Below are 23,286 nucleotides of genomic sequence, written 5' to 3' on the forward strand. Positions count from 1 at the left end.
AGTCCTGCGACATGCCGAAAAATTACTTGGGTGCGAACTGCGCCAGATCAGGCATGGGGCTGCCCACCCATTGCTGGTAGATGCCGGGCAGCTTGCCATTCTTGAGGTTGGCGGTGATCCATTCGTTGAGCCATTTTTCCAGTGCCGGTTCGCCCTTGCGCAGGCCGATGGCATAGGGGATGTCCTTGATGGCGAACTTGGTTTCCAGGTTCTTGGACGGGTTCTGTTTGGCAATGGCCGAGGCCAGCGAATTGGGCGTACACAGTGCATCGACCTGGCCCGAGATGATGGCGGCCGTCACGGTGGCATCGTCATCGAAGCGCACGATGTTGGTTCCCTTGGGCGCAATCGGGGTCAGCAGTGAATCCTGCATGTTGCCGCGGACCACGGCCACGCGCTTGCCGACCAGGTCATTGAGACTCTTGATGTTCTCGCTCTTGGCCGCGGCCACCACGAACTGCGAGGCGCCGTAGGGCTGGGTGAAGGCGACCACCTTCTGGCGTTCCGGTGTGATCGAGAAGGACGAGATCACCATGTCGGCCTTGCCGGTCATCAGGAAGGGAATACGGTTGGGGCCGGTCACCTGCACGATCTCCAGCTCCACGCCCAGGTCCTTGGCCAGCAGGCGTGCCGTCTCCACATCCGAGCCCTGCGGTTCCAGCTTGGCGTTGGTCATGCCGAAGGGCGGGGCGCCGAGGTCGATGGCGATCAGCACCTTCTTGCGCGCCTTGATGTCGGCCAGGGCATCGGCTTGTGCGGCCTGTGCGAAACAAGCCAGGCCGAGCACGACGGCAGCGGTTTTCCTGATGAAGCTGAGCAGATGGTTCATTGGGGTCTCCTGTGTAGTTGTAGGGTGCTGCTGAAAATAAAATCCATACAAGCCGAATTCAGAGGTCGCTGGAGACGAACTTCTGCAATTCGGCAGTCTTTGGCTTGCTGAAGAGTTCGTCCGGCGGCCCCATCTCCCACACCTGGCCCTGATGCATGAACACCAGCACGTCGGCCAGCTTGCGGGCAAAGGCCATCTCGTGCGTCACCAGCACCATGGTCATGCCGCCGCGTGCCAGGTCTTCCATCACCTTCAAGACTTCGGCCGTCAGTTCCGGGTCCAGCGCCGAGGTCACTTCATCGAACAGCATCAGCTCCGGCGCCATCGCCAGCGAGCGGGCAATCGCCACGCGCTGCGCCTGACCACCGGAGAGCTGCTCGGGATAGGCTTCCTTCTTGTTTTCCAGGCCGACCAGTTGCAAGACCTTGTGGGCGATCTGCCTGGCTTGCTCGGTGGACATCTTCTTGATGGTGGTCAGCGCCAGCGTGATGTTGCGCTCCACCGTCAGGTGCGGGAACAGGTTGTAGCTCTGGAAGACGATGCCGACCTGCTTGCGCAATTCGCGCAGGTTGAGCTTGTCCGGATGATGAATATCATGTCCGCATACATGGATGTCGCCGCCGTCGACTTTCTCCAGACCATTCAGGCAGCGCAGCAGCGTGCTCTTGCCCGAGCCGCTCTTGCCGATGATGGCTACCATCTGGCCCTTCTGCACGTCCAGCGATACACCGTTCAACACTTTGTTGCTGCCGAAGCTTTTGTGCAGATCCTTGATCTTAACGATGGCTGACATTGAGTTTCCTTTCAAAGTGCTTGGACAGCGCCGACAGCGGGAAGCACAGGCAAAAATAGATGAGTGCGACGCAGCCGAACACGGTGAACGGCTGGAAGGTCGAGTTGTTGATGATCTGGCCGGCCCGCGAGAGATCGACGAAGCCGATCACCGACGCCAGCGAGGTGTTCTTGACGATCTGCACCATGAAGCCCACGGTTGGTGGCGTGGCGATCTTGGCCGCCTGCGGCAGGATCACCTTGGTGAGTTGTTCGAAGCGGTTGAAGCCCAGGCATTCCGAGGCTTCCCACTGGGTCTTGGGCACCGCCTGGATGCAGCCGCGCCAGATCTCGCCAAGGAAGGCGGCGCAGTAGATCGCAAAGGAAATCCCGGCCGCCACCAGTGGCGTCAGCTTGAAGCCGGCGATGGCAAGTCCGAAGTAAGCCACGAACAGGATCACCAGCAGCGGAATGCCCTGCACCACCTGGATGTAGGTACTGGCAATGCCGCGCAGCAGGGCATTCGGAGACACCCGCCACAAGGCGATCACGAAGCCGGCCACGCCGCCGAAGACGAAGGCCACCAGTGACAGCACCACGGTCCAGACGGCCGCTTGCAGCAGATATTCCACGTGGAGGAAACTGAATGCATTCATCGCCGCTCCTCACAGGCTGGTGCCAAGCTTGCGCTTGCGCACGAAGGCCACCTGGCTGATCGCCCAGAATGCGCCACGAAACAGGAAGGACAGCACCAGGTAAGCCACCGCGATGACCGCATACACCTCGAAGCTGCGGAAAGTCTCCGACTGCACCAGGTTGGCGGTGGCGGTCAGCTCTTCGGCCGAGATCTGCGAGGTGATGCTGGAGGCCAGCATCAGCAGGATGAACTGGCTGGTCAGCGAGGGATAGACGCGCTCCACCGCCGGCAGCAACACCACGTGCCAGTAGACGTGAAAGCGCGACATGCCCAGGCATTCGGCCGCCTCGATCTGGCCGGGATGTATGGAGTTGATGCCCGCGCGCATGATCTCGGTGGTATAGGCACCGACGTTGACGGTCAGTGCAATGACGGCGGCGGTCTCGGCGCTGAGCTTCCAGCCGATGCTGGCCAGGCCGAAGAACACCAGGAATACCTGCACCAGCAGCGGCGTGTTGCGGATGATCTCCACATACGCCAGGACCAGGGCGCGCAGCAGCGCGATGCGGCTCTTGCCTGCGATGGCGCACAGCGTGCCGACCACGAAGCCCAGTACGATGGATAGCGCCGAGAGCTGGATGGTCAGCCAGGCCCCCATCAGCAGGCGATCCCAGTTGGCGAAGACGCTCATGAAATCGAAGGTGTAATTCATCGACGCTCCATCCATCCGGCGTCAGGGGAGGGGCAATACAGCAGCATGTGGGTGGTCTCCTTGATCGTTTTCCTGGGGGCGGCCTCTTGTTGTGCGACGTGAAGTCGGGGCCTTGGCATGATTGCCGTTACATCGATGTCCATGTACCTGATGGCAGGGCTATAGCTGCTTGACGCCTCCCGGCCTGAAGTGGGAAGGCACGTGCGCGATGCCATTGACCAGCGGCGCGCCGAAGTCGGGAATGCTGATCTCGACGCTGTCGCCATCCTCGGTGCGCACGCTGTAGGCGAAGGACAGATTGGCCGCGCCCATGTAGTACACGTGCACGTCGCCCGGATGCAGCAGATGCGCATATTTGAAGGTGTGGTATTCGAGGTTCTCGATGGCGTGGCACATGTTGTCAGGCCCGGTCAGGAATTCCTGCTCCCAGATCACGCGGCCACGGCGCCGGATGCGCGTCATGCCCACCAGGTGCGCCGGCGGCAGACCCACCAGCAGCTCCGGACCGAAGGAGCAGTGGCGCAGCTTGGAGTGACCCTGATAGAGGTAATTGCGGCGCTCCATCACGTGGTCGGAAAATTCGTTGCCAATCGCAAAACCGAGCCGGCGCGGACAGCCCTCGTCATCGATCAGGTAGAGCCCGACGATCTCCGGCTCCTCGCCGCCATCGAGCGCAAAGTCGGGACGCGGCAGCGGCTGGCCGGGCGCGACGATGCTGCTGCCGTCGCCCTTGTAGAACCATTCCGGCTGCACGCCCACGGTGCCCGGCGCAGGGCGGCCACCGGCGAGGCCCCATTCGATCATCAGTTGCGTATCGGTCTTGTCGAGCTCGTCGCCTTCGATGCGGCGATGCATCTTGTCGCGGGTGGTGGCGCTGCCCAGGTGTGTGGTGCCGGCGCCGCTGACGCGGCAGTGCGCCGGATCGGGATGGTCCAGCGGCGCCAGGATGCAGCCCCCGGAGAGGATGGCGGCATAGTCTTCAGACTCGCCGGTATTGAGCAACTGGGCCAGGCGCTCCAGCCCGGTGCCGCGCTGTATCGCCAGCAAGGCCAGTTCGCGCATGCTGCCCACCTCGCCCAGCGCCTGGATGCCAGGGCCATTGACGATGCCCACGCGGCGTTCGCCATGATGATCGCGATATTGAATCAGCCTCACCGGGTCTCCTTTTCCCTCGTCGTCCACAGGGCCGCCGGTCAGGGCGGTCGGGTGCTGGCGGAGCGAAGCGCAGAATAGGGAGGGCGATTCGCAAGCGGCAGGAATCCTGCCGCCAGGCGATGCCACCCGTAGATCAATCTGCCCGTCGTCTCCTGAGCTTTTTTCACGCATCGCCTTGGACAGGGGGCAGATGCGCTAGCATTGTGGTTTTTCCGGGACGACTATAAGAGGCTGACACAAGCATGTCTAATGAGCTTAATTCATCGGGTGATAACCGACTGGAAGAGGAGGGCGCCCTGGGTGATGCGCTGCCTTCGGTCGGTTCCATCGTCAGCCGCCTGCGCTTTCGCCAGGTCGCGCTGCTGACGGCGCTCGACGAGCAGGGCTCGCTGCACAAGGCGGCCGAGGTGATGCACATGACCCAGCCGGCTGCCACCAAGGCCTTGCATGAAATGGAAGACGCGCTGGGCGTGACCCTGTTCGACCGCTCCCCGCGCGGGATCGAAGCCACCGAGCTGGGCCGCTGCGTGATCCGCTATGCGCGCCTGATCCAGAGCGACGTGGCCAACCTGCGCGAAGAATTGCAGAACATGATCAGCGGCCGGGGCGGCCGGTTGTCCATCGGCACCATCATGGGTGCGGCACCCTTCGTCACGCGCGCACTCTCGCGCCTGCGCGAGATCCAGCCGGACGTCTCCATCGAAATCAGCGAAGACACCAGCGCGCGCCAGTTGCTGCTGCTGGACCAGGGCCGCATCGACCTGATGATCGGGCGTTCATCGGTGAGCTCGCAGCCCAACCTCTACCATTACGAAATGCTGCGCGGCGAGCCCATGTGCATCGTCTGCGGCATCGACCATCCGCTGGCCACGGCCCAGAAGGTGCGGCTGCAGGAACTGGCCGGAGCTTCCTGGATTCTCTATTCCAGCAACATGCCCATGCGCATCTGGATCGAGCACGAGTTCAAGCTGGAGGGCCTGAAGGTGCCCGGCAACGTGATCGAGACCGCTTCGCCCTTCGTCACCATCACCCTGCTGGCGCAATCGAACATGGTGGCGGTGATGCCGCTGGACATCGCCCACTTCTTCGCCGCGCGCCAGATGCTGGGCATCCTGCCGGTGAACCTGAAGACGCGCATCGAGCACTACGGCATCGTCACCCGCAAGAACAGCACCTTGTCGTCGCTGGCCAAGATGTTCATCCAGATCCTGCGCCAGCAAAACTGAAGCGCCAAGCGGGGCGGCCCGTCATGGTCGCGTTGCATGCTGATGTTTTTTTACCTGCTAGGGTTTTTCCGGATGCCGGGAGGCGTGATTTTCCTGTTAGTGTTCGTCTGCGGTCGGGGTGGCCGCAGACTTTCCCCCAGAATCCGATTTCTCCGGTTGGCCTTCATGAATTTGCGTCTTCCGCGTGTGCGCACGCGCCTTGCTGCTCTCGCTCTTGCTTTCCTTCCTGCTTCGTTCATGCGGTCCGTGCTGGCCGCGCTCTGTGTGAGCGGCGCCCTGCTGTTGGCCGGTTGCGCCGGGCAGAAGGCCGCACCGCTTGATCCTGTCGCAAAACAAGCCAAACAGGCCAAGCTGGACCAGGCGCTGGCGCTGTTTTCGGCCAACCCGCCCGAAGGCTTGCCGGCCGGCTGGGAGCCGCTGGTCTTTACCCGCAAGAAGATCCCCACCGAATACCGCCTGGTGCAGGACAATGGCCGCAGCGTCTTGCACGCCTGGGCCGACCGCGCCTCTTCCGGCCTGCGCCATACGGTCGATATCGACATCAACAAGAAACCCTGGCTGTCCTGGAGCTGGAAGGCGGCGGGCCTGATTCCGACGGCCGATCTCAGTCAGCGGGAAACCGATGATTCGCCCGTGCGCATCGTGCTGGCCTTCGATGGCGATCACGACAAGCTCTCGCTGATGGATACCATTCTCTTCGATACCGCCAAGCTGCTGACCGGGCATGAATTGCCCTATGCCACGCTGATGTATGTGTGGGATTCCAAGGCACCGGTGGGGACCGTCTTCGCCAATGGCCGCACCGGCCGCATCCAGATGCTGGTGGCCGAAAGCGGCTCAGACCATGTGGGCCAGTGGCGCAGCTACCAGCGCAACGTGGCCGAGGATTACGAACGCATCTTCGGTGAAAAACCCGGCCGCCTGATCGGCGTGGGTGTGCTCACCGATACCGACAATACGGCGCAGAAGATGGAAGCCTGGTATGGCGACATCCGCCTGATGCGCGAAGCCGAACCGACCCCCGCACCCTAGGGCCTGTGCGCACTTGACCTGCGAGTGTGAACAGGTTCCCGCCTCAGACGCCGCGCCACCAGGCTGCGACGTGGCCCCAGAACCCCTTGGGGCCTTCATCGAAGAGCCAGGGTTTTTCGCGCTTGAGTTTTTCCATCATGTCGCTCTCGGCCTTTTCGGAGACGTTGCCGAAGGCCCGCCCCAGCTTCAGCAGGGTGCGCATCGCTCCCAGTTTTTCGCGTGCCACCATGCCCGAGGCATGTTCGATGGCGATGTGGGTCTCGCGCAGTTCCTGCACCAGGGCTACGGCCAGCTGGTAGGCGGGCGTCTTCAGGCGCTCCTGCACCACCGCGATGTTGGTGGCCGATGCCTTGATCTGCGCGGCCAGCACGTCGATCTGGGTTTCATCGCCCTTGGCCTGCTTGATGATGGCCGTGGCCCACGCCTTGGAGGCGGCCACCAGGTCGTCGGTGGTCCAGTCGTGGCGCACCGCGATCCAGAAACCATAGTTGGCGGCCTGCTCGATCAGGATCTGCACCACGTCCGGGAATTCCTTGTCCATCGCCCGCCGCGCCCACGCATACTGGCCCGACAGCATCAGGTGCTGGACCGCTTCCTCGGTCAGGAAATTGGTGTTTTCCGAAAGCTTGGCCAGCAGATAGTTATCGAAGGACGGTTTGACGAAGCCCGAATCGATCTTGGTCGAGAGTCGCACGAAGTTCTGATAATCCCGCTCCAGCGAATCGTAGATGTCGTCCTTGAGGATGATTTTGATCTGTTTCATGCGGCTTCCTCTCGGAACTGGTCCGATGTTGTGGTGCCGGCAATGCGCCCCTGAGCTTGCCGGACCGATTGTGATGATGACGCGTTGTCAACCATGGTGCTGCCAGGAAACTTGTTATCGGCATCCGTGCGGCGAAACTTTACGCCGCATGCCCCGCGAACGGCTCAATAACTGCGCAGACCGTAGCGCTGCCGGGTTTCCCCATCCGGCAGCAACTGGTCACGATAGAGCGCCCAGGTAGGATCGGCCAGGATCGCGGTGCTGGTCTTGCATCCCTGGCACAGTTGCGCATGCACGCCGGCCACTACGGCTTCCAGTCCATTGGGATCGATCACGTAGAACCACGATTGCTGCTGGCCCTGGCTGAAGGCCGTACCGGCGTAGATGCTGCGGGTCTTCTTGCCGATGGCGGCGGCCATCTGGTCCGACAGGGCTTCCAGCCGGTCCTGTTCGGCCTGGGCGGGTAGTCCGTCGGAGGTGGCCGGCGCATAGTTCACGCGCGTGACCACCACATAAGGAAAACCGGAGAGCGGGAAGTTGCGCCGCAGGCTCATGTCCAGCTTGACCAGCGTGAGCCGCTCACCGCGCTGGGCCTGGTAGCTCCACCATTCCGGCTCCAGGTCTTGCGCCAGGCCTTGGCGCGCCAGCAGAACCAGCAAGGCCAGCAGCAGCGCGCGTTTCATTGCGGCCCCCGCTTCAGCTGGCCAGCACGGCCAGCAGCGCCAGCAAGGCGGGCAGGCCCTGCACGTAGAGGATGGTGCGCTTGGCGGTGAGCCCGCCATAGAGGCCGGCTACCAGCACGCAACCGAGGAAGAACAACTGTACCGGGCGCTCGCCCGTACCCAGGCTCCAGAACAGGCCGGCGGCCAGGAAGCCGTTGTAGAGTCCCTGGTTGGCGGCCAGCACACGGCTGGCCTGGGCGGCTTCGCGCGATTGGCCGAAGACCTTCAGGCCCATGGGTTTGGTCCACAGGAACATTTCCAGGATCAGGATCCAGACGTGTTCCAGCGCGACCAGCAGGACCAGGATGGTGGCGAGCGTGTGCAAGGCTTCTCCCTTTTATCGTTATACGTATTGGCCGCGCCGTGGCTTGCGGCGGGTTCTGGCGATCATGCCTGAAATGCTGCCGCTCGCCAATGCCCTGCACAGGGGTGTCGCGGTTTATTTCGCCTGCAGGAATTTCTCCGCCAGCCGCACCCAATAGGTGGCGCCGATGGGCAGCAGGTCGTCGTTGAAGTCGTAGCTGGGGTTGTGCAGATTGCACGGGCCCAGGCCATGGCCATGATCGCGGTGGCCGCCGTCGCCATTGCCCAGGAATACGTAGCAGCCCGGCTTGTGCTGCAGCATGAAGGCGAAATCCTCGGCGCCCATGGTCGGCTCGGTATGGGCATCCACGTGTTCGGCGCCGAACTGTTCGGTCAGCACCTCGACGGCGAAGGCGGTTTCCTTGGGATGGTTGATCAGTGGCGGATAGTTGCGGTTGAAGCGGAACTCGACCGTGGCATCGAAGGCAGCGGCAGTGTGCTCGGCGATCTCCTGCATGCGGCGCTCGATCAGGTCCAGTACCGGCAGGCTGAAGGTGCGCACGGTGCCGACCATCATGGCTTCATCGGGAATGACGTTGGTGGCGCTGCCGGTATGGATCTGGGTGATCGAGACCACGGCCGGATCGTTGGGGTTGACGTTGCGCGCCACGATGCTCTGCCAGGCCTGGGCGATATGGACCGCCGTCATTACCGGATCGACCGCCTTGTGCGGCTGGGCTGCGTGCGAGCCCTTGCCGCGCACGGTGACGTGGAACTCGTTGCTGGAGGCCATCTGCGGGCCGGGTGTCACGCCGAAATGGCCGGCCGGGATGCCGGGCCAGTTGTGCATGCCGAAGACGGCATCCATCGGGTATTTCTCGAACAGGCCATCCTGGATCATGCGCTCGGCGCCACGTCCGCCTTCTTCGGCCGGCTGGAAGATCACGTACACGGTGCCATCGAAATTGCGGTGCCGCGACAGGTAATAGGCCGCGCCCAGCAGCATGGCGGTATGGCCGTCATGGCCGCAGGCGTGCATCTTGCCGGGGTGGCGCGAGGCATGCTCGAAGGTATTGATCTCGGGCATGGGCAGCGCATCCATGTCGGCGCGCAGGCCAATGGCGCGCGGGCTGTCGCCCTGCCTGATGATGCCGACCACACCGGTCACGCCCAGTCCGCGCACGACCGGAATACCCCACTCAGTCAGCTTTTGTGCCACCACGTCGGCGGTGCGCACTTCTTCGTAGGCCAGCTCGGGATGGGCGTGGATGTCGCGGCGGATCTTCTGCAGTTCGGAGTGGAACTGGACGATGGGGTCGATGAGTTTCATGGGAAGTCTGGCGTCAAGTCTGTCGTGGCAAGTGCCGCTATCTTACCGCGCCTCGGCCTCCCAAGAGGACCTGTGCAATTTCGTTCAATACAGGGGCTGCGAGCCTGCCTAGCATGCGCATTTTTATCAAGGGCGCCGGGCAGGCGCAAAGGGGTGTGATGTTTTCTTCCGAATTCTTCTTGCTGGCGGGGGCGCACCTGCTGGCCCTGGCCAGTCCCGGTCCGGACTTTCTCTTGCTGTTGCGAGGCAGCCTGCGTCATGGGCGGGCCTATGGTCTGGCGGCGAGCCTGGGAATCGCCCTGGCCAACGGACTCTATATCGCGCTGGCCATCGCTGGCTTGAGCCTCTTGGAGCAGATGCCGGGACTGCTGGCGGTCATGCAGTGGCTGGCAGCACTCTACCTGGCCTGGCTGGGATGGATGTTCTGGCGTGCGGGCCGACATGCGGCCGTGTTGCCGCACGCCAGTGCCGCGAGCGCTCCTGTTGCGGCGTGGACTGCACTGGGAACGGGCTTTCTCTCGGCGGCACTCAATCCCAAGAACGGCGTGTTCTATTTCGGCCTGTTCACCGTGATCGTAGCAGCGCAGACCGGAACGTCGACCAAGCTCTTCTATGGAATCTGGATGTTCGCTGCCGTGCTGGCCTGGGATGCGGCGCTGGTCTGCCTGATCGCGCAGCAGCGCGTCATGCGTGCGCTGACGCGCGTGCTACCCCTCATCGAAAGGGCTGCAGGCCTGTTGTTGATGCTTGCTGCAGCAGCGCTGGTGGCCAGGACCTAAATCCCCCGATATTGCAGGGGCGTAGCCGCCACCCGCGACTTGAAGGCGCGATGGAAATGGCTCTGGTCGGCAAAGCCGGTGTCATGGGCGGCATGGACGGCGCTGACACCCTGTTGCAGCAAGGTGCGCGCCTGGCGGATCTTCATGTCCAGCTGCAAGGCGTGCGGCGTCAGGCCGAAGCGACGGCGGAACTGGCGGATCAGCTGGTAGCGGCTGGTGCCGGCCAGCGCGGCCAGGGTGGCCAGGGATACACGGTCGCGGCAATGCGCCAGCAGGAAGTCGTGGGCACGCTGCAGGCCATCGTCCTGTCCGGGACAATTGTCCAGTGCCGGCGGGCTGGCAGCGGCACACAGGCGCATCACTTCCTGCAGGCAGAGCCTGACTTCGCCCTGCAGATCGGCCTGCCCTGTATCCAGCGCTTGCGTCATGCGGTCCAGCCATTGCAGCGCCAGCGGCGAGCGCAGCACCTGCGACGGTATGCGTGCCAGCAAGCCGCGCGTGGTGGCGGTTTGCTCCAGCAGGTCGGCGAGCCAGGAAGTCTCCAGATGGAACATGCGATAGCTCCAGCGCTGCAGGTCGGCCGGATTGCAGCTGTGCACGTCGCCCGCCCGCACCAGGATCACGTCGCCGGGGAAGATGGCCTGGCTGTGCTGCGCCAGTGTAAAGACGCTGTGGCCGCCATCGACGATGCCGATGGAAAAACTGTCGTGCGTGTGCGGCGCATAGCAGGACAGGCTGCCGATAGCGCGCCGGCCTTCCAGGAAGGGCAGCGCGGGCGGGCGCCAGAAGTGCGGTGGTGGAGACATGGCGGCACTACGGAAGAGTCGTGACGCGCCATTTTAAGATAAAGTAGCTGCCTGGCCCGCACTTGTTCGTTGAGGGCTTCCTCGTTTCCACTCCCCGCATTTCTCTTTGCCATGACCACCACCATCGTCCGTGCCGCCTGTCCCCATGATTGTCCCGATACCTGCGCCCTGCTGGTGACCGTCAAGGATGGCGTGGCCACCGAAGTGCGCGGCGACCCCGAGCACCCGCCGACTGCGGGCGTGCTCTGTACCAAGGTCTCACGCTATGCCGAGCGCACCTATCACCAGGACCGCCTGCTGCATCCCATGCGCCGCGTCGGCAAGAAGGGCGAGGGCAAGTTCGAGCGCATCAGCTGGGACGAAGCCATCGCCACCATCGCGCAGCGCCTGGGCCAGATCGCCCTGCGCGATCCGCAAGCCATCCTGCCCTACAGCTATGCCGGAACCATGGGCCAGGTGCAGGGCGAATCCATGGCCGGCCGCTTCTTCAACCGCCTTGGCGCCTCGCAGCTGGACCGCACCATCTGCGCCTCGGCCGGTGGTGCGGGCTATCGCTACACCATCGGCGCGCGTATCGGTGCCGACCTGGAACAGGTGGACCACGCCAAGCTCATCGTGATCTGGGGCGGCAATCCGATTGCCTCCAACCTGCATTTCTGGACTCGCGTACAAGCCGCCAAGCGCAACGGTGCGCGCCTGATTGCCGTCGATCCCTATCGCTCGCTGACCGCCGAGAAGTGCCACCAGCACATCGCACTCTTGCCCGGCACCGATGCCGCCCTGGCGCTGGGCCTGATGCATGTGCTGATCACCGAAGACCTGCTGGACCACGACTACATCGCACGCTACACGCTGGGCTTCGACCAGTTGAAGGAACGCGTGGCCGAATGGACACCGGCGCGCACCGCCGAGGTGTGCGGCATCAGTGCTGAAGAAGTACAGAACCTGGCGCGTGAATACGGCCGCGTGGCGCTGGCCGGCGAGGGTGCCTTCATCCGCGCCAACTACGGCCTGCAGCGCGTGCGCGGCGGCGGCATGGCGGCGCGCAACGTGGCTTGCCTGCCGGCGCTGGTCGGTGCCTGGCGTCATGCATCGGGTGGCATCCAGCTGTCGGTGTCGGACAGCTTCCCTAAGGATACGACTGCCTTGAGCCGTCCCGACCTGGCCGCGCGCCACGGCAAGCCCAGCCGCATCATCAACATGAGCACCATCGGCGACGACCTCCTGAAACCGGCCTCGCCCGAGTTTGGTCCCCAGGTGGAAGCGGTGATCGTCTACAACTCCAATCCGGTGGCGGTGGCCCCCGAGTCCGGCAAGGTAGCGCAGGGCTTTGCGCGCGAGGACTTGTTCACGGTGGTGCTGGAACATTTCCAGACCGATACCGCCGACTATGCCGACATCCTGCTGCCGGCCACCACGCAACTGGAACACGTCGACGTGCACGCTTCCTATGGCCACGTCTACCTGATGGCCAACAATGCCGCCATCGCGCCGCTGGGCGAGGCCAAGCCCAATACCGAGATCTTCCGGCTGCTGGCCGCTGCGATGGGCTTCACCGAGGAATGCTTCAAGGACAGCGACGACCAGCTGGCTGCCGTGGCCTTCAAGCGCGATGATCCGCGCAGTGCCGGCTATGACTGGGAACAGTTGAAGCAGAAGGGCTGGCAGCGCCTGGCGGTGCCGGTGGCGCCCTTTGCCGAAGGCGGGTTTGCCACGCCCTCGGGCAAGTGCGAGTTTTATTCCGAGCAGATGAAGGCCGCCGGGCTCGATCCCTTGCCGACCTATATTGCGCCGTATGAATCGGTGGCCAGCAATCCGCAATTGGGTACGAAATATCCGCTGGCGATGATCTCGCCGCCGGCGCGCAACTTCCTCAATTCTTCCTTCGTCAACGTGCAGAGCCTGCGCGATACCGAAGGCGAACCGCACCTGGACATGCACCCGCAAGATGCCGCCGCGCGCGGCATTGCGCAGGGCGATACGGTGCGCATCTTCAACGACCGCGGCAGCATGCAGGCGCGCGTGCGTGTGACCGACAAGGCGCGCGTGGGGCTGGTGGTGGGTTTGTCGATCTGGTGGAAGAAGTTCGCCGCCGATGGCAAGAACGCCAACGAAGTCACCAGCCAGCGCCTGACCGACATGGGCAATGCGCCGACCTTCTATGACGTGCTGGTGCAGGTGGAAAAACTGCAGCAGCCGGCCGTGGTGGCCTGAGTTTTCCATGCTGCGCCGTCGTCGTCTGCGATGGGGGGCCACCGTGGCCGCACTGGCGGCCGTGTGCACGCTATCGGCCTGTTCGACGGTCTCGTATTACGCCCAGGCTGCGCATGGCCAGTTCTCGCTGCTGGCCCAGGCCAAGCCGCTGGAGGACTGGCTCGATGATCCGGCCACCTCGCCTGCGCTCAAAGCCAAGCTGCAGGCGGTGCGCGAGATACGCCGCTATGCCGTCACCGAACTGGACCTGCCCGACAATGGCAGCTACCGCAGCTACGCCCAGCTGGACCGGCCCTACGTGCTGTGGAACGTGGTGGCGGCGCCCGAGCTTTCGCTCAAGGCCCGCCAATGGTGCTTCCCGATTGCGGGCTGCGTGGACTATCGCGGCTACTACCACCAGCAGGATGCCCAGGCCTATGCCGAGACGCTCAAGGAGCAGGGCTACGACGTGCAAGTCGCGGGCGTGCCGGCTTACTCCACGCTGGGCTGGTTCAATGATCCGGTGATCTCGACTTTCATCCGCTATCCCGATGGCGAACTGGCGCGGCTGATCTTCCATGAACTGGCGCACCAGAAGGTGTATGCCCCCGGCGATACTTCCTTCAACGAAGGTTTTGCCGTGGCCGTGGAAGAGCTGGGCGTGGAGCGCTGGCTGGCAGCGCGCCATGATCCCGCCCTGGTCGAAGCCTACCAGCGCTTTGCCGAACGCAAGCGCGAATTCCTGGCGCTGCTGGCCAAATACCGCGCCCGCCTGAAGGACAACTACGCCAGTTGCGACAGCGATGCCGACAAGCGCCGGCGCAAGACCGCCATCTTCGATGATTTGCGCGCCGAGTATGCGCAGATCAAGGCCACGCGCTGGAATGGCTATGCCGGCTACGACCGCTGGTTTGCCATGCCGCTGTCCAATGCGCATCTGGCGCTGGTGGGGACGTATCACGATCTGGTGCCGGCCTTCCGGCATCTGTTTGAGCAAAGCAGCGGCTTCCCCGATTTCTATGACAAGGTGCGCCAGCTGGCGCACATGGACAAGGCCGCCCGCCATGCCGCGCTGGGCGATACCCTCTTGACCACAGGCAAGGCAGAAGCAGAAATATTTCCTGCCTGCACCAAGGACGCGCCAAAGGCCGGCGTCCCGTCGTATCATGCCGGGTAATTTCAAGCCGCCACGCCGATTTGGCTGACCCGGCGGTGTGCGCACACTGAGCGCGTAATTGACCGAATCGCCAGCTATTTCGCAAAAATTCTCAACTTTAGGGCGCAAAGTGCTTGCCCCGCGCTCGAATGCTGGATAGCATCTGCGGTAAATAAAAAAACACTCGTGCTTTTTTTGCTGTGCGCGCCAACGCGGTGGCATTGCATCACCGCCCAGCCCCAGCGCACGTTATGACCGGAGACAGAGGACACACCATGGACAGATTCTGGCTTGCATCGTATCCCGCAGGCGTTCCCGCTGACATCGACCCCAGCCCTTATGGATCGCTGGTGCAGATGATCGATGAAGCATTCGTCAAGCATGCCGACCGCAATGCCTACGTCTGCATGGGCAAGTACCTGCGCTATCGCGAACTGGACGCCATGTCGCGCGCCATGGGCGCGTGGCTGCAAGGGCTGGGCCTGCAGAAGGGCGCACGCGTGGCGATCATGATGCCCAACGTGCTGCAGTATCCGATCGCCATCGCCGCCATCCTGCGGGCCGGCTATACGGTGGTCAACGTCAATCCGCTCTACACTGCCCGCGAGCTGGAACACCAGTTGAAGGACTCCGGCGCCGAAGCCATCTTCGTGCTGGAGAACTTTGCCTGCACGTTGCAGAAGGTGGTGGCCAACACCAAGGTCAAGCACATCGTGGTGGCCAGCATGGGCGAGCTGCTGGGCACGCTCAAGGGGGCCATCGTCAACCTGGTGGTGCGCCACGTCAAGAAGATGGTGCCGGCCTGGTCGCTGCCCAATGCCATCTCGTTCAGCCGCGCGCTCTCGCAGGGCGAGGGCAAGACCTTGCAGCCGGTGCTGCTGACTCCGGACGACTTCGCCTTCCTGCAATACACCGGTGGCACCACGGGCGTGGCCAAGGGGGCCGTGCTGACCCACCGCAACCTGATTGCCAATGTGCTGCAGGCCGAAGTGTGGCTGAACCCGGCGCTGAAGGCCGGCAAGCCCATCGACCAGCTGGTGTTCGTCTGTGCGCTGCCGCTGTATCACATCTTTGCGCTGACCGTCTGCAATCTGCTGGGTACGCGCGAAGGGGCGTTGAACCTGCTGATCCCCAATCCGCGCGACATCCCCGGTTTCGTCAAGGAACTGGCCAAGTACAAGGTCAACACCTTCCCGGCCGTCAACACGCTCTACAACGCATTGCTCAACAATGCCGATTTTGCCAGGCTGGATTTCTCCGGCTACCGCTGCTGCGTGGGCGGCGGCATGGCGGTGCAGAAGAGCGTGGCCGACAAGTGGAAGAAGCTGACCGGCTGCCCCATCATCGAAGGCTACGGCTTGTCTGAAACTTCGCCCATCGCCAGCGCCAATCCCTGCACCATCGATGAGTACACCGGCACCATCGGCCTGCCGCTGTCGTCCACCGAAATCGCCATCCTCGATGACGACGGCAATCCGGTTCCGCTGGGCCAGCCGGGCGAGATCGCCATTCGCGGTCCGCAGGTGATGCCGGGCTACTGGCAGCGTCCGGACGAGACCGCCAAGGTCATGACACCGGATGGCTTCTTCAAGACCGGCGACGTCGGCATCATGGATGCGCGCGGCTATACCAGGATCGTGGACCGCAAGAAGGACATGATCCTGGTCTCCGGTTTCAACGTCTATCCGAATGAAATCGAAGGCGTGGTGGCGCAGCATCCGGCAGTACTGGAATGCGCCTGCGTGGGCGTGCCCGACGAGCATACCGGCGAAGCGGTCAAGCTCTTCGTGGTGCGCAAGGACAAGTCGCTGACCAGCGAGCAGCTGATGGTCTACTGCAAGGAGCAGTTCACCGGCTACAAGAAGCCCAAGTACATCGAGTTCCGCGATGAACTGCCCAAGACCAATGTGGGCAAGATCTTGCGCCGCGAGTTGCGGGATGATCCTGCGAAGGTGCAGCAGAAACAGGCGGCGTGAGGCGAGCGCTGCCGTAATCTGATCTCCTTAAGTTCGTCAGTCAGTTTTCTGCATCAAGGCCTGAGTCCGGTATTGCACCGGACTCAGGCCTTTTCAGTTTGGACTCACATGACATGGCTGGTGGTGAGTCGTCATTTTCCTGGGCAGATCGGATTCTCTGGATGGGGCGACCGGCTCCTTGCCGGAATGGGCATCGCACCTTTGGGGAAATAATCATGCAGTCGCCCGCCATCGTCATCCAGAAGTTGTACGTTTCCATTGAGCAATATTAAAATGCGCGCCGGCGTTACATCAGGGAGGGAAACTTGATGAACACAGGAATCCTGCATGCGCAAAACCCTCCAGGGTCTGGAACAGCTGCTTTCAGACTATCAGCACGCCCGCATTCTGCGGCTCACTTTCCCACACAACGACGCTCCCATTTCTGAACTGCTCGTCAACAAGCTTGACGCCAGCCACGGGCGGTCACGCGACTTCGCTCTCAATCTTTGGCTCCGGGCGGATAACGCCAGACCTGAACCCGGAAAGCTGACCTGCCTCCCGTGCGACATGACGCGTGACAAGCTGCCATGACGACCAAAGGAGTCATCCTCGAGCAGGCTGAGAGGTCAGCAACACACATAGAGCCGCACGGCGGAGGAGCCAACGCAGCGCTGAAACCGGAGACCACCGCAGAGAAAACGTTTTGGCAAAAATCCAGTCCTTGGGTGCACGGGGTGCTGGGCGTTGCCAGTTTTGTTCCGGGCTTGTCTGTGATCACGGGTGCGATCGATGCGGCGATCTATACCGCCGAGGGCGACTACGTTGAAGCAGGGTTTGCGGCAGCAAGCATGATCCCGGGCGGCAAAGTCGTTACGACGGCAGGCAAGGTGACCACGCGAGCAGTGAGCGCGGCAAGCGCAGCAAAGGGCGCGCGCGAAGCTGAAGAAGCGGTCAAAGCGGCGAGGGCTGCAAAAGAAGCGGTGGAAACCGCCAAGGCCGCTAAGGAAGTCAATGCCGTGAAGCCGCTGACCAGAGTGCAGGAGATGGATCGTGAAGCCAAGCATGCAGTCGATAATGGTCGCGGAAATCAAAAAATGAATGTCAAACTGGAGCCTTGCCGTGGCAAGGGAATTAGATGAGAGATGAAGACTTCGAATATTTTATTAGCAAATTTGGCGAGGCTACCAAGAGCACTTCGGTGCCAGCGAAAAGCCTTGAGAAATGGCGCAATAAGCTGCCCGATCAGTTATTGAAATACTGGGAGCAGGAAGGCTGGTGCGAATATGCGAATGGCCTCTTTTGCACTGTTGATCCTGATGACTATGAAGATATCGTTGATGAGTGGCTTACAGACACAGGATTGGATGAGATTGATGTCTTCCATGTAATTGCAAGGTCTGCATTTGGCACGCTCTATGTGTGCGGTGAGAAGACAGGGCGCAGCGTAACGATTGTATGCGGCCTCAATATGGTCTCAGCGCTACAGAATCGATTGAAAGTTAAAACTAAGGAAGACCTGGATTCTTCAATCCGTTCGTTTTTTGCGTTCAGTAATCCAGCCCAGTTTGACATGGAAGATGAGAATGGACTGCGGCTCTTCGAACGCGTCAGGTCGAAACTCGGTCCACTTGAAGCACACGAAATATATGGATTCGAGCCCGCCATCGTACTAGGGGGAAAGATCCTCCTGGAAAATCTGGCAAAAGTGAATGCCAATGTGCACCTGACGATTCTCCGTCAATTCGCCGACCCGGAACTGCCATTTTCAGGGATCGATATTGAAAAATTACTCGACTCTTGAAACATGCTTCATCCAGGCGCAGGCATAGGTCGCCTGGTTTTTGAATCAATCAAGCTAAGGCATTGAGATGAGAGACGGAGACTTCGAATATTTTATTGGCAAATTTGGCGAGGCTACCAAGCGATTGGTCGTGCCCGCTGCAAGCCTTGAAAAATGGCGCGGTAAGCTACCAGATAAGTTATTGAAATACTGGGAGCAAGAAGGATGGTGCGAATATGCGAATGGTCTCTTTTGTACAGTTGACCCTGATGACTATGAAGACCTCGTTGATGAGTGGCTTGCAGACACCGGATTGGATGAGATTGACGCGTTCCACGTGATTGCAAGGACAGCATTTGGCGACCTATATGTATGCGGTGAGAAGACAGGGTGCAGCGTCACGATTGATTGCTCCCTCAATATGGTCTGTGCTTTAGAAAATGAATTGAAGGCAAAAACTAAAGAAGACCTGGATTTTTCAATCCGTTCGTTTTTTGCGTTCGGTAAGCCGAACGATCTTGACATGAAAGACGAGGACGGACAGCTTCTCTTCGAACGCGCCAGATCCAAACTAGGCCCGCTTGAGCCACATGAAATCTATGGATTCGAGCCTGCCATCGTGCTGGGAGGAAAAATTCTCCTCGAAAATCTGGCGAAAGTGAACGCCAATGTGCACCTGACGATTCTCCGTCAATTCGCCGACCCGGAACTGCCATTCTCAGGGATCGATATTGAAAAGTTACTCGACTCTTGAAACAAGCTTCATCCAGGCGCAGGCATAGGTCGCCTGGTTTTTGAATCAATCAAGCTAATGCACTGAGATGAGAGACGAAGACTTCGAATATTTTATTAGCAAATTTGGCGAGGCTACCAAGCGATCCGTCGTGTCCGTCGCAAGTCTTGAAAAATGGCGCAATAAGCTGCCCGATCAGTTATTGGCGTACTGGGAGCAAGAAGGCTGGTGCGAATATGCCAATGGGCTCTTTTGCACGGTTAACCCCGATGACTATGCAGGTCTCGTCGATGATTGGCTCGCGGACACCGAATTGGAGGGGGTTGACGTCTTCCACGTCATTGCGCGGTCTGCATTTGGCAAACTTTACGTGTGTGGTGAGAAGACAGGCAGCAGCGTTTCGATGAACTGCGTGCTCAATAGCGTCTCTGCTTTCGAAAATGAACTGAAGCCCAAATCCAAGGAAGACTTGGATTTTTCGATTCGTTCGTTATTCGCATGCCTTGAGCCGGATCAGTTTGACCTGAAAGACGAGGATGGTCAGCCCCTCTTTGAACGTGCGCGATCCAAACTAGGTCCGCTTGACCCGCATGAAATATATGGTTTCCAGCCCGCCATCGTCCTGGGGGGAGTTTCCTGCTCGAAAATCTGGTGAAAGTGAAGGCCAATGTGCACCTGACGCTTCTCCGCATGTTCGGCGAGCCGACATTCCCATTCTCGGCGATCGACATTGAAGAGTGGCTTGACGAGGCAGACTCCCAATAGTGATGGCGCCACTCTAGTCATCACCCAAGTACGGAATGACTCAGGACAAGACTCCTTGGACTGAAACCGCCCTCCCTGAACCCATCAGCAAAAAGCCGCAGCCCGTGAACTACTCCCCCTCCGGCAGCGGCTTTCCCCCTGTATGAAGCTTCAATCAGGCACCGGCGTCACCACTGGTTTGCCAGAAAAATGCGCCTGCAAATTGGTGAACGCCAGTTCCGCCATGGCCGTCCTGGTGACCAGCGTGCCGCTGGCCATGTGCGGCGTCAGCACCACGTTCTCCAGTGCAGCCAGCTCGGCCGGGATGTTGGGCTCATGGGCAAACACATCCAGCCCGGCTCCGGCGATCTTGCCAACCTGAAGGGCGGCGATCAGTGCCTCTTCATCGACCACCGAACCACGCGCCACGTTGACGAGGAAGCCCTTGGGGCCCAGCGCTTCGAGCACCTCGGCATTGATCAATGCGCGCGTCCCGGCGCCGCCAGGCGTAATGATCACCAGAAAATCGACGTCACGCGCCAGCGAGACGACATCCTCCACATAGCGATAGGGCACATCCTTGCGTGAGCGGTTGTGATACGCAATCGACATGTTGAACGCCGCCGCGCGCTGCGCAATGGCTAGTCCGATACGCCCCAGCCCGACGATGCCCAGGCGCGCGCCGCTGACCTTGGTGGTGAAGGGGAAGGGCCCTTTCTTCCATTCGCCACTGCGGGCAAAGCGGTCGGCACGCACCACGTTGCGCGCCACGGCCAGCATCAGTGCAATGGCCATGTCGGCCACGTCGTCGGTGAGCACGTCGGGCGTGTGCGTGACATGGATGCCGCGCTCGCGGGCGGCGGGCACGTCCACGCCGTCATAGCCGACCCCGAAGACCGAGACGATCTCCAGCGCGGGAAAGCGCGCCATGAAGTCACGCCCGACCTTGGCTTCGCCATTGGCGGCAATGCCGCGCACCTGGGGAGCGATGGCGTCGAGCTGGGCATCGGTGAGCCCATCGAGGATGAGGTTGTGGCAGGTGAAGTGCTGCTGCAGCAAGTCCAGCAGATGCTGCGGCAGGCGGGCGACGATGAGGACGACGGGGCGGTTCGAGGAAGTCATGTTTGATGTAAGAGGGGCGATGAGGAAGACATCACGATACGTCCTGGGTGCGCGCTGCAGGCTGAAAAAATTTCACGCCTGCAGCGGTGGCAGCGCGCGCGGCTTGCGGTTTTCATCGGTGGCCACGTAGGTGAGCGTGGCTTCGGTGACCTTGACGATCTCGGTCTGCAGGCGATTGCGCTCGGCATAGACTTCGACGTTGACCGTGATGGAGGTATTGCCGACCTTGACGATATCGGCATAGAAGGACAGCAGGTCACCCACGAACACCGGATTCTTGAACAGGAAGGAATTGACCGCGATGGTCGCCACCCGCCCATTGGCACGGCGCGTGGCCGGCAGCGAGCCGGCGATGTCGACCTGGGCCATGATCCAGCCGCCGAAGACGTCGCCATAGACGTTGGCATCCGACGGCATGGGCATGACGCGCAGTTGCGGGGCCTTGCCCGGTGGAAGTTCGGGAACGGTGGGTGACATGGAAGGCTCCTTCGCAGGTGAGGTCCGGCAACGCGCCGGGATGGCTCTTATAATTCGGTTTTGCGCCCGCAGGCGCGGCAAGAGGCTAGTGTATCGGATGTTGCGCTCTTGCTGTCTTGTGGGCTAGTCCCCCTTCCCCCTGTGATCCGCCCATGCGCCGTTATCCGAATTCTTCGTCCTCGCCCCAAGCCCCCGTCAAACGCCAGCGCGGCGACTGGGAAGTGGTGAGGACACTGCTGCCCTACCTGTGGACCTACAAGTGGCGCGTGATGCTGGCGCTGGCCTTCCTGGTGGGCGCCAAGCTGGCCAACGTGGGTGTGCCGCTGGTGCTGAAAAAGCTGGTCGATGCCATGACCATCACGCCCGCTCATCCGCAAGCACTGCTGGTGTTGCCGCTGGGGCTGCTGGTGGCCTATGGCGCGCTGCGGCTGGCCACCGCGCTCTTTACCGAATTGCGCGAACTGATGTTTGCCCGCGTCACGCAACGCGCCGTGCGCACCATCGCGCTGCAGGTGTTTCGCCACCTGCATGCGCTGTCACTGCGCTTCCACCTGAATCGCCAGACCGGTGGCATGACGCGCGACATCGAGCGCGGTACGCGCGGGGTCTCCACGCTGGTGTCCTATACGCTCTTCTCGATCCTGCCGACCATCATCGAAATCGTGCTGGTGCTGGCCTACCTCGTCACGCATTACGACATCTGGTTCTCCCTCATCACGGCCGGGGCGCTGGTGCTCTACATCCTCTTCACCATCACGGTGACCGAGTGGCGCACGCATTTCCGCCGCACCATGAATGAACTGGATTCCCACGCCAATACGCGCGCCATCGACTCGCTGCTCAACTACGAGACGGTCAAGTATTTCGGCAACGAGGAATTCGAGGCGCGCCGCTATGACGAAGGTTTGCAGCGCTACGAACGCGCGGCGGTGAAATCGCAGAGTTCGCTCTCGCTGCTCAACACCGGACAGTCCGCCATCATCGCCATTGCGGTCACGCTCATCCTCTGGCGTGCCATCGCCGGCGTCATTGATGGCAGCATGACGCTGGGCGACATGGTGCTGGTCAATGCCTTCATGATCCAGCTCTACATTCCTTTGAACTTCCTCGGCGTGCTCTACCGCGAAATCAAGCAGAGCCTGGCCGACATGGAACGCCTCTTCTCGCTGCTGGAAGAAAACCGCGAAGTGGCCGACCGTCCCGGTGCACAGCCGCTCAAGACGCAGGGCGCAGAACTGCATTTCGAGCACGTCGATTTCAGCTACGAGCGCAATCGCCAGATCCTCTTCGATGTCGATTTCAAGGTGCAGGCCGGCACCACCACGGCCGTGGTCGGCCACAGCGGTTCGGGCAAGTCCACGCTTTCGCGCCTGCTGTATCGTTTCTACGATGTCGACCAGGGTGCCATCCGCATCGATGGCCAGGACCTGCGCAACGTCACCCAGGCTTCGCTACGCCAGGCCATCGGCATCGTGCCGCAGGACACGGTGCTGTTCAACGACACCATCGAATACAACATCGCCTACGGCAAGCCCGGCGCCACGCGCGAGCAGATCGTGGCGGCGGCCAAGGCGGCCTACATCCATGACTTCATCGAATCGCTCCCCGACGGCTACGCCAGCATGGTGGGCGAGCGCGGACTGAAATTGTCGGGCGGTGAAAAGCAGCGCGTGGCGATTGCCCGCACCTTGTTGAAGGATCCGGCCATCCTGATCTTCGACGAAGCCACCTCGGCGCTGGATTCGCGTGCCGAGCAGGCCATCCAGCAGCAGCTCGAAGAGATCGCCCGCGAGCGTACTACGCTGGTCATTGCGCACCGGCTGTCGACCATCGTCAATGCCCACCAGATCCTGGTGATGGATCATGGCCGCATCGTCGAGCGCGGCACCCACGCCGGTTTGCTGATGGCCGGTGGCCTGTATGCGCAGATGTGGCTGCGCCAGCAGGCCGGGGCCGAGGAGGAGGGCGGTTCGGTCGTGCCGCAGCCCGAAGGCGTCGCGGCCGATGCCGAAGCGCAGGCCGAGCCGACCGTGCTGATGCCCGCCGGGCGGCGCTGAC

24 protein-coding genes are annotated in these 23,286 nt (G+C 61.6%); 12 read left to right on the forward strand and 12 right to left on the reverse strand.

The features are described 5' to 3' along the window. Nucleotides 1-22 precede the first annotated feature (22 nt). From ACVC5H_RS05500 to araD1, 5 genes are all read right to left on the reverse strand, one after another. Nucleotides 23-829, reverse strand: coding sequence for a transporter substrate-binding domain-containing protein (locus tag ACVC5H_RS05500; protein ID WP_489621367.1), 807 nt, complete (start codon nt 827-829; stop codon nt 23-25). Nucleotides 830-887: 58 nt separating this feature from the next. Then, the gene (locus ACVC5H_RS05505; protein ID WP_489621368.1) at nt 888-1,622 is read right to left on the reverse strand and encodes an amino acid ABC transporter ATP-binding protein; all 735 of its coding nucleotides are present in this window, start codon (nt 1,620-1,622) and stop codon (nt 888-890) included. Continuing rightward, nucleotides 1,606-2,256 (reverse strand): amino acid ABC transporter permease, encoded by a 651-nt coding sequence (locus tag ACVC5H_RS05510; protein WP_338716392.1) that lies wholly within the window; start codon nt 2,254-2,256, stop codon nt 1,606-1,608. The genes ACVC5H_RS05505 and ACVC5H_RS05510 overlap by 17 nt, the downstream gene beginning before the upstream one ends. 9 nt (nt 2,257-2,265) lie before the next feature. Next, entirely contained in the window at nt 2,266-2,949 is a 684-nt protein-coding gene (locus ACVC5H_RS05515) for an amino acid ABC transporter permease (RefSeq protein ID WP_489621369.1), read from the reverse strand. Nucleotides 2,950-3,108: 159 nt separating this feature from the next. After that, nucleotides 3,109-4,104, reverse strand: a complete 996-nt coding sequence (araD1, locus tag ACVC5H_RS05520) for an AraD1 family protein (protein WP_489621370.1) — start codon at nt 4,102-4,104, stop codon at nt 3,109-3,111. Nucleotides 4,105-4,346: 242 nt separating this feature from the next. Here araD1 and ACVC5H_RS05525 point away from each other — a divergent pair, with 242 nt between their 5' ends. Together ACVC5H_RS05525 and ACVC5H_RS05530 are read left to right on the forward strand one after the other, a co-directional pair. Beyond that, nucleotides 4,347-5,330 carry a LysR family transcriptional regulator gene (locus tag ACVC5H_RS05525; RefSeq protein WP_489621371.1) on the forward strand — a complete coding sequence of 328 codons (984 nt, stop codon included), beginning with the start codon at nt 4,347-4,349 and terminating at the stop codon, nt 5,328-5,330. Nucleotides 5,331-5,567: 237 nt separating this feature from the next. Further along, nucleotides 5,568-6,362 (forward strand): DUF3047 domain-containing protein, encoded by a 795-nt coding sequence (locus ACVC5H_RS05530; RefSeq protein ID WP_489621372.1) that lies wholly within the window; start codon nt 5,568-5,570, stop codon nt 6,360-6,362. A 43-nt stretch (nt 6,363-6,405) separates the two neighbouring features. On the opposite strand, the gene ACVC5H_RS05535 is transcribed toward ACVC5H_RS05530, so the two are convergent. The 4 genes from ACVC5H_RS05535 to ACVC5H_RS05550 form a co-directional block, all read right to left on the reverse strand. Continuing rightward, a complete protein-coding gene (locus ACVC5H_RS05535) occupies nt 6,406-7,125 on the reverse strand; it encodes a DUF4088 domain-containing protein (protein WP_489621373.1) in 720 nt (239 codons plus the stop codon). A gap of 164 nt (nt 7,126-7,289) precedes the next feature. Next, nucleotides 7,290-7,808, reverse strand: coding sequence for a DUF695 domain-containing protein (locus tag ACVC5H_RS05540; RefSeq protein WP_489621374.1), 519 nt, complete (start codon nt 7,806-7,808; stop codon nt 7,290-7,292). Between the two features lie 13 nt (nt 7,809-7,821). Next, nucleotides 7,822-8,172: a DUF1304 domain-containing protein gene (locus ACVC5H_RS05545; RefSeq protein WP_489621375.1), complete on the reverse strand. Its 351-nt coding sequence runs from the start codon at nt 8,170-8,172 to the stop codon at nt 7,822-7,824. A gap of 114 nt (nt 8,173-8,286) precedes the next feature. Continuing rightward, entirely contained in the window at nt 8,287-9,480 is a 1,194-nt protein-coding gene (locus tag ACVC5H_RS05550; RefSeq protein WP_489621376.1) for a M20 aminoacylase family protein, read from the reverse strand. A 158-nt stretch (nt 9,481-9,638) separates the two neighbouring features. On the opposite strand from ACVC5H_RS05550, the gene ACVC5H_RS05555 reads away from it, so the two are divergent. Next, entirely contained in the window at nt 9,639-10,259 is a 621-nt protein-coding gene (locus tag ACVC5H_RS05555) for a LysE family translocator (protein ID WP_489621377.1), read from the forward strand. On the opposite strand, the gene ACVC5H_RS05560 is transcribed toward ACVC5H_RS05555, so the two are convergent. Next, nucleotides 10,256-11,065, reverse strand: coding sequence for an AraC family ligand binding domain-containing protein (locus ACVC5H_RS05560; RefSeq protein WP_489621378.1), 810 nt, complete (start codon nt 11,063-11,065; stop codon nt 10,256-10,258). The genes ACVC5H_RS05555 and ACVC5H_RS05560 overlap by 4 nt on opposite strands. A 111-nt stretch (nt 11,066-11,176) precedes the next feature. On the opposite strand from ACVC5H_RS05560, the gene ACVC5H_RS05565 reads away from it, so the two are divergent. The 8 genes from ACVC5H_RS05565 to ACVC5H_RS05600 all read left to right on the forward strand — a co-directional run bounded on the left by ACVC5H_RS05565 (nt 11,177) and on the right by ACVC5H_RS05600 (nt 19,540). After that, the gene (locus ACVC5H_RS05565) at nt 11,177-13,279 is read left to right on the forward strand and encodes a molybdopterin-containing oxidoreductase family protein (protein ID WP_489621379.1); all 2,103 of its coding nucleotides are present in this window, start codon (nt 11,177-11,179) and stop codon (nt 13,277-13,279) included. A 7-nt stretch (nt 13,280-13,286) separates the two neighbouring features. Continuing rightward, nucleotides 13,287-14,435, forward strand: coding sequence for an aminopeptidase (locus tag ACVC5H_RS05570; protein ID WP_489621380.1), 1,149 nt, complete (start codon nt 13,287-13,289; stop codon nt 14,433-14,435). Nucleotides 14,436-14,689: 254 nt separating this feature from the next. Next, entirely contained in the window at nt 14,690-16,390 is a 1,701-nt protein-coding gene (locus ACVC5H_RS05575; RefSeq protein WP_489621381.1) for a long-chain fatty acid--CoA ligase, read from the forward strand. 327 nt (nt 16,391-16,717) lie between these two features. Beyond that, entirely contained in the window at nt 16,718-16,963 is a 246-nt protein-coding gene (locus tag ACVC5H_RS05580) for a hypothetical protein (RefSeq protein WP_489621382.1), read from the forward strand. Further along, nucleotides 16,960-17,511: a hypothetical protein gene (locus ACVC5H_RS05585; protein ID WP_489621383.1), complete on the forward strand. Its 552-nt coding sequence runs from the start codon at nt 16,960-16,962 to the stop codon at nt 17,509-17,511. The genes ACVC5H_RS05580 and ACVC5H_RS05585 overlap by 4 nt, the downstream gene beginning before the upstream one ends. Beyond that, nucleotides 17,508-18,173 (forward strand): GAD-like domain-containing protein, encoded by a 666-nt coding sequence (locus ACVC5H_RS05590; RefSeq protein WP_489621384.1) that lies wholly within the window; start codon nt 17,508-17,510, stop codon nt 18,171-18,173. The genes ACVC5H_RS05585 and ACVC5H_RS05590 overlap by 4 nt, the downstream gene beginning before the upstream one ends. Before the next feature lie 67 nt (nt 18,174-18,240). After that, on the forward strand, nt 18,241-18,906 hold the full coding sequence (locus tag ACVC5H_RS05595; protein WP_489621385.1) for a GAD-like domain-containing protein: 666 nt from the start codon (nt 18,241-18,243) through the stop codon (nt 18,904-18,906). 67 nt (nt 18,907-18,973) lie between these two features. Continuing rightward, nucleotides 18,974-19,540 (forward strand): GAD-like domain-containing protein, encoded by a 567-nt coding sequence (locus ACVC5H_RS05600; RefSeq protein ID WP_489621386.1) that lies wholly within the window; start codon nt 18,974-18,976, stop codon nt 19,538-19,540. Between the two features lie 260 nt (nt 19,541-19,800). Here ACVC5H_RS05600 and ACVC5H_RS05605 read toward each other — a convergent pair whose 3' ends face one another. Both ACVC5H_RS05605 and ACVC5H_RS05610 read right to left on the reverse strand, forming a co-directional pair. Further along, the gene (locus ACVC5H_RS05605; RefSeq protein WP_489621387.1) at nt 19,801-20,751 is read right to left on the reverse strand and encodes a 2-hydroxyacid dehydrogenase; all 951 of its coding nucleotides are present in this window, start codon (nt 20,749-20,751) and stop codon (nt 19,801-19,803) included. A gap of 72 nt (nt 20,752-20,823) precedes the next feature. After that, complete coding sequence (locus ACVC5H_RS05610) at nt 20,824-21,228, reverse strand: acyl-CoA thioesterase (protein ID WP_489621388.1); 405 nt, start codon at nt 21,226-21,228, stop codon at nt 20,824-20,826. 152 nt (nt 21,229-21,380) lie between these two features. Between ACVC5H_RS05610 and ACVC5H_RS05615 the strand changes: the two genes are divergently transcribed. After that, nucleotides 21,381-23,285 carry an ABCB family ABC transporter ATP-binding protein/permease gene (locus tag ACVC5H_RS05615; protein WP_489621389.1) on the forward strand — a complete coding sequence of 635 codons (1,905 nt, stop codon included), beginning with the start codon at nt 21,381-21,383 and terminating at the stop codon, nt 23,283-23,285. Nucleotide 23,286: the final 1 nt, after the last annotated feature.

The organism is Herbaspirillum sp. Her3, from assembly GCF_057961275.1.

Excerpts from the sequence above, each read along its gene's own strand:
- ACVC5H_RS05500 (WP_489621367.1), bottom strand. The coding sequence starts at position 829 with ATGAACCATCTGCTCAGCTTCATCAGGAAAACCGCTGCCGTCGTGCTC.
- ACVC5H_RS05505 (WP_489621368.1), bottom strand. The coding sequence starts at position 1,622 with ATGTCAGCCATCGTTAAGATCAAGGATCTGCACAAAAGCTTCGGCAGC.
- ACVC5H_RS05510 (WP_338716392.1), bottom strand. The coding sequence starts at position 2,256 with ATGAATGCATTCAGTTTCCTCCACGTGGAATATCTGCTGCAAGCGGCC.
- ACVC5H_RS05515 (WP_489621369.1), bottom strand. The coding sequence starts at position 2,949 with ATGAATTACACCTTCGATTTCATGAGCGTCTTCGCCAACTGGGATCGC.
- ACVC5H_RS05525 (WP_489621371.1), top strand. The coding sequence starts at position 4,347 with ATGTCTAATGAGCTTAATTCATCGGGTGATAACCGACTGGAAGAGGAG.
- ACVC5H_RS05530 (WP_489621372.1), top strand. The coding sequence starts at position 5,568 with ATGCGGTCCGTGCTGGCCGCGCTCTGTGTGAGCGGCGCCCTGCTGTTG.
- ACVC5H_RS05535 (WP_489621373.1), bottom strand. The coding sequence starts at position 7,125 with ATGAAACAGATCAAAATCATCCTCAAGGACGACATCTACGATTCGCTG.
- ACVC5H_RS05540 (WP_489621374.1), bottom strand. The coding sequence starts at position 7,808 with ATGAAACGCGCGCTGCTGCTGGCCTTGCTGGTTCTGCTGGCGCGCCAA.
- ACVC5H_RS05550 (WP_489621376.1), bottom strand. The coding sequence starts at position 9,480 with ATGAAACTCATCGACCCCATCGTCCAGTTCCACTCCGAACTGCAGAAG.
- ACVC5H_RS05555 (WP_489621377.1), top strand. The coding sequence starts at position 9,639 with ATGTTTTCTTCCGAATTCTTCTTGCTGGCGGGGGCGCACCTGCTGGCC.
- ACVC5H_RS05560 (WP_489621378.1), bottom strand. The coding sequence starts at position 11,065 with ATGTCTCCACCACCGCACTTCTGGCGCCCGCCCGCGCTGCCCTTCCTG.
- ACVC5H_RS05565 (WP_489621379.1), top strand. The coding sequence starts at position 11,177 with ATGACCACCACCATCGTCCGTGCCGCCTGTCCCCATGATTGTCCCGAT.
- ACVC5H_RS05570 (WP_489621380.1), top strand. The coding sequence starts at position 13,287 with ATGCTGCGCCGTCGTCGTCTGCGATGGGGGGCCACCGTGGCCGCACTG.
- ACVC5H_RS05575 (WP_489621381.1), top strand. The coding sequence starts at position 14,690 with ATGGACAGATTCTGGCTTGCATCGTATCCCGCAGGCGTTCCCGCTGAC.
- ACVC5H_RS05580 (WP_489621382.1), top strand. The coding sequence starts at position 16,718 with ATGCGCAAAACCCTCCAGGGTCTGGAACAGCTGCTTTCAGACTATCAG.
- ACVC5H_RS05585 (WP_489621383.1), top strand. The coding sequence starts at position 16,960 with ATGACGACCAAAGGAGTCATCCTCGAGCAGGCTGAGAGGTCAGCAACA.
- ACVC5H_RS05590 (WP_489621384.1), top strand. The coding sequence starts at position 17,508 with ATGAGAGATGAAGACTTCGAATATTTTATTAGCAAATTTGGCGAGGCT.
- ACVC5H_RS05595 (WP_489621385.1), top strand. The coding sequence starts at position 18,241 with ATGAGAGACGGAGACTTCGAATATTTTATTGGCAAATTTGGCGAGGCT.
- ACVC5H_RS05600 (WP_489621386.1), top strand. The coding sequence starts at position 18,974 with ATGAGAGACGAAGACTTCGAATATTTTATTAGCAAATTTGGCGAGGCT.
- ACVC5H_RS05605 (WP_489621387.1), bottom strand. The coding sequence starts at position 20,751 with ATGACTTCCTCGAACCGCCCCGTCGTCCTCATCGTCGCCCGCCTGCCG.
- ACVC5H_RS05610 (WP_489621388.1), bottom strand. The coding sequence starts at position 21,228 with ATGTCACCCACCGTTCCCGAACTTCCACCGGGCAAGGCCCCGCAACTG.
- ACVC5H_RS05615 (WP_489621389.1), top strand. The coding sequence starts at position 21,381 with ATGCGCCGTTATCCGAATTCTTCGTCCTCGCCCCAAGCCCCCGTCAAA.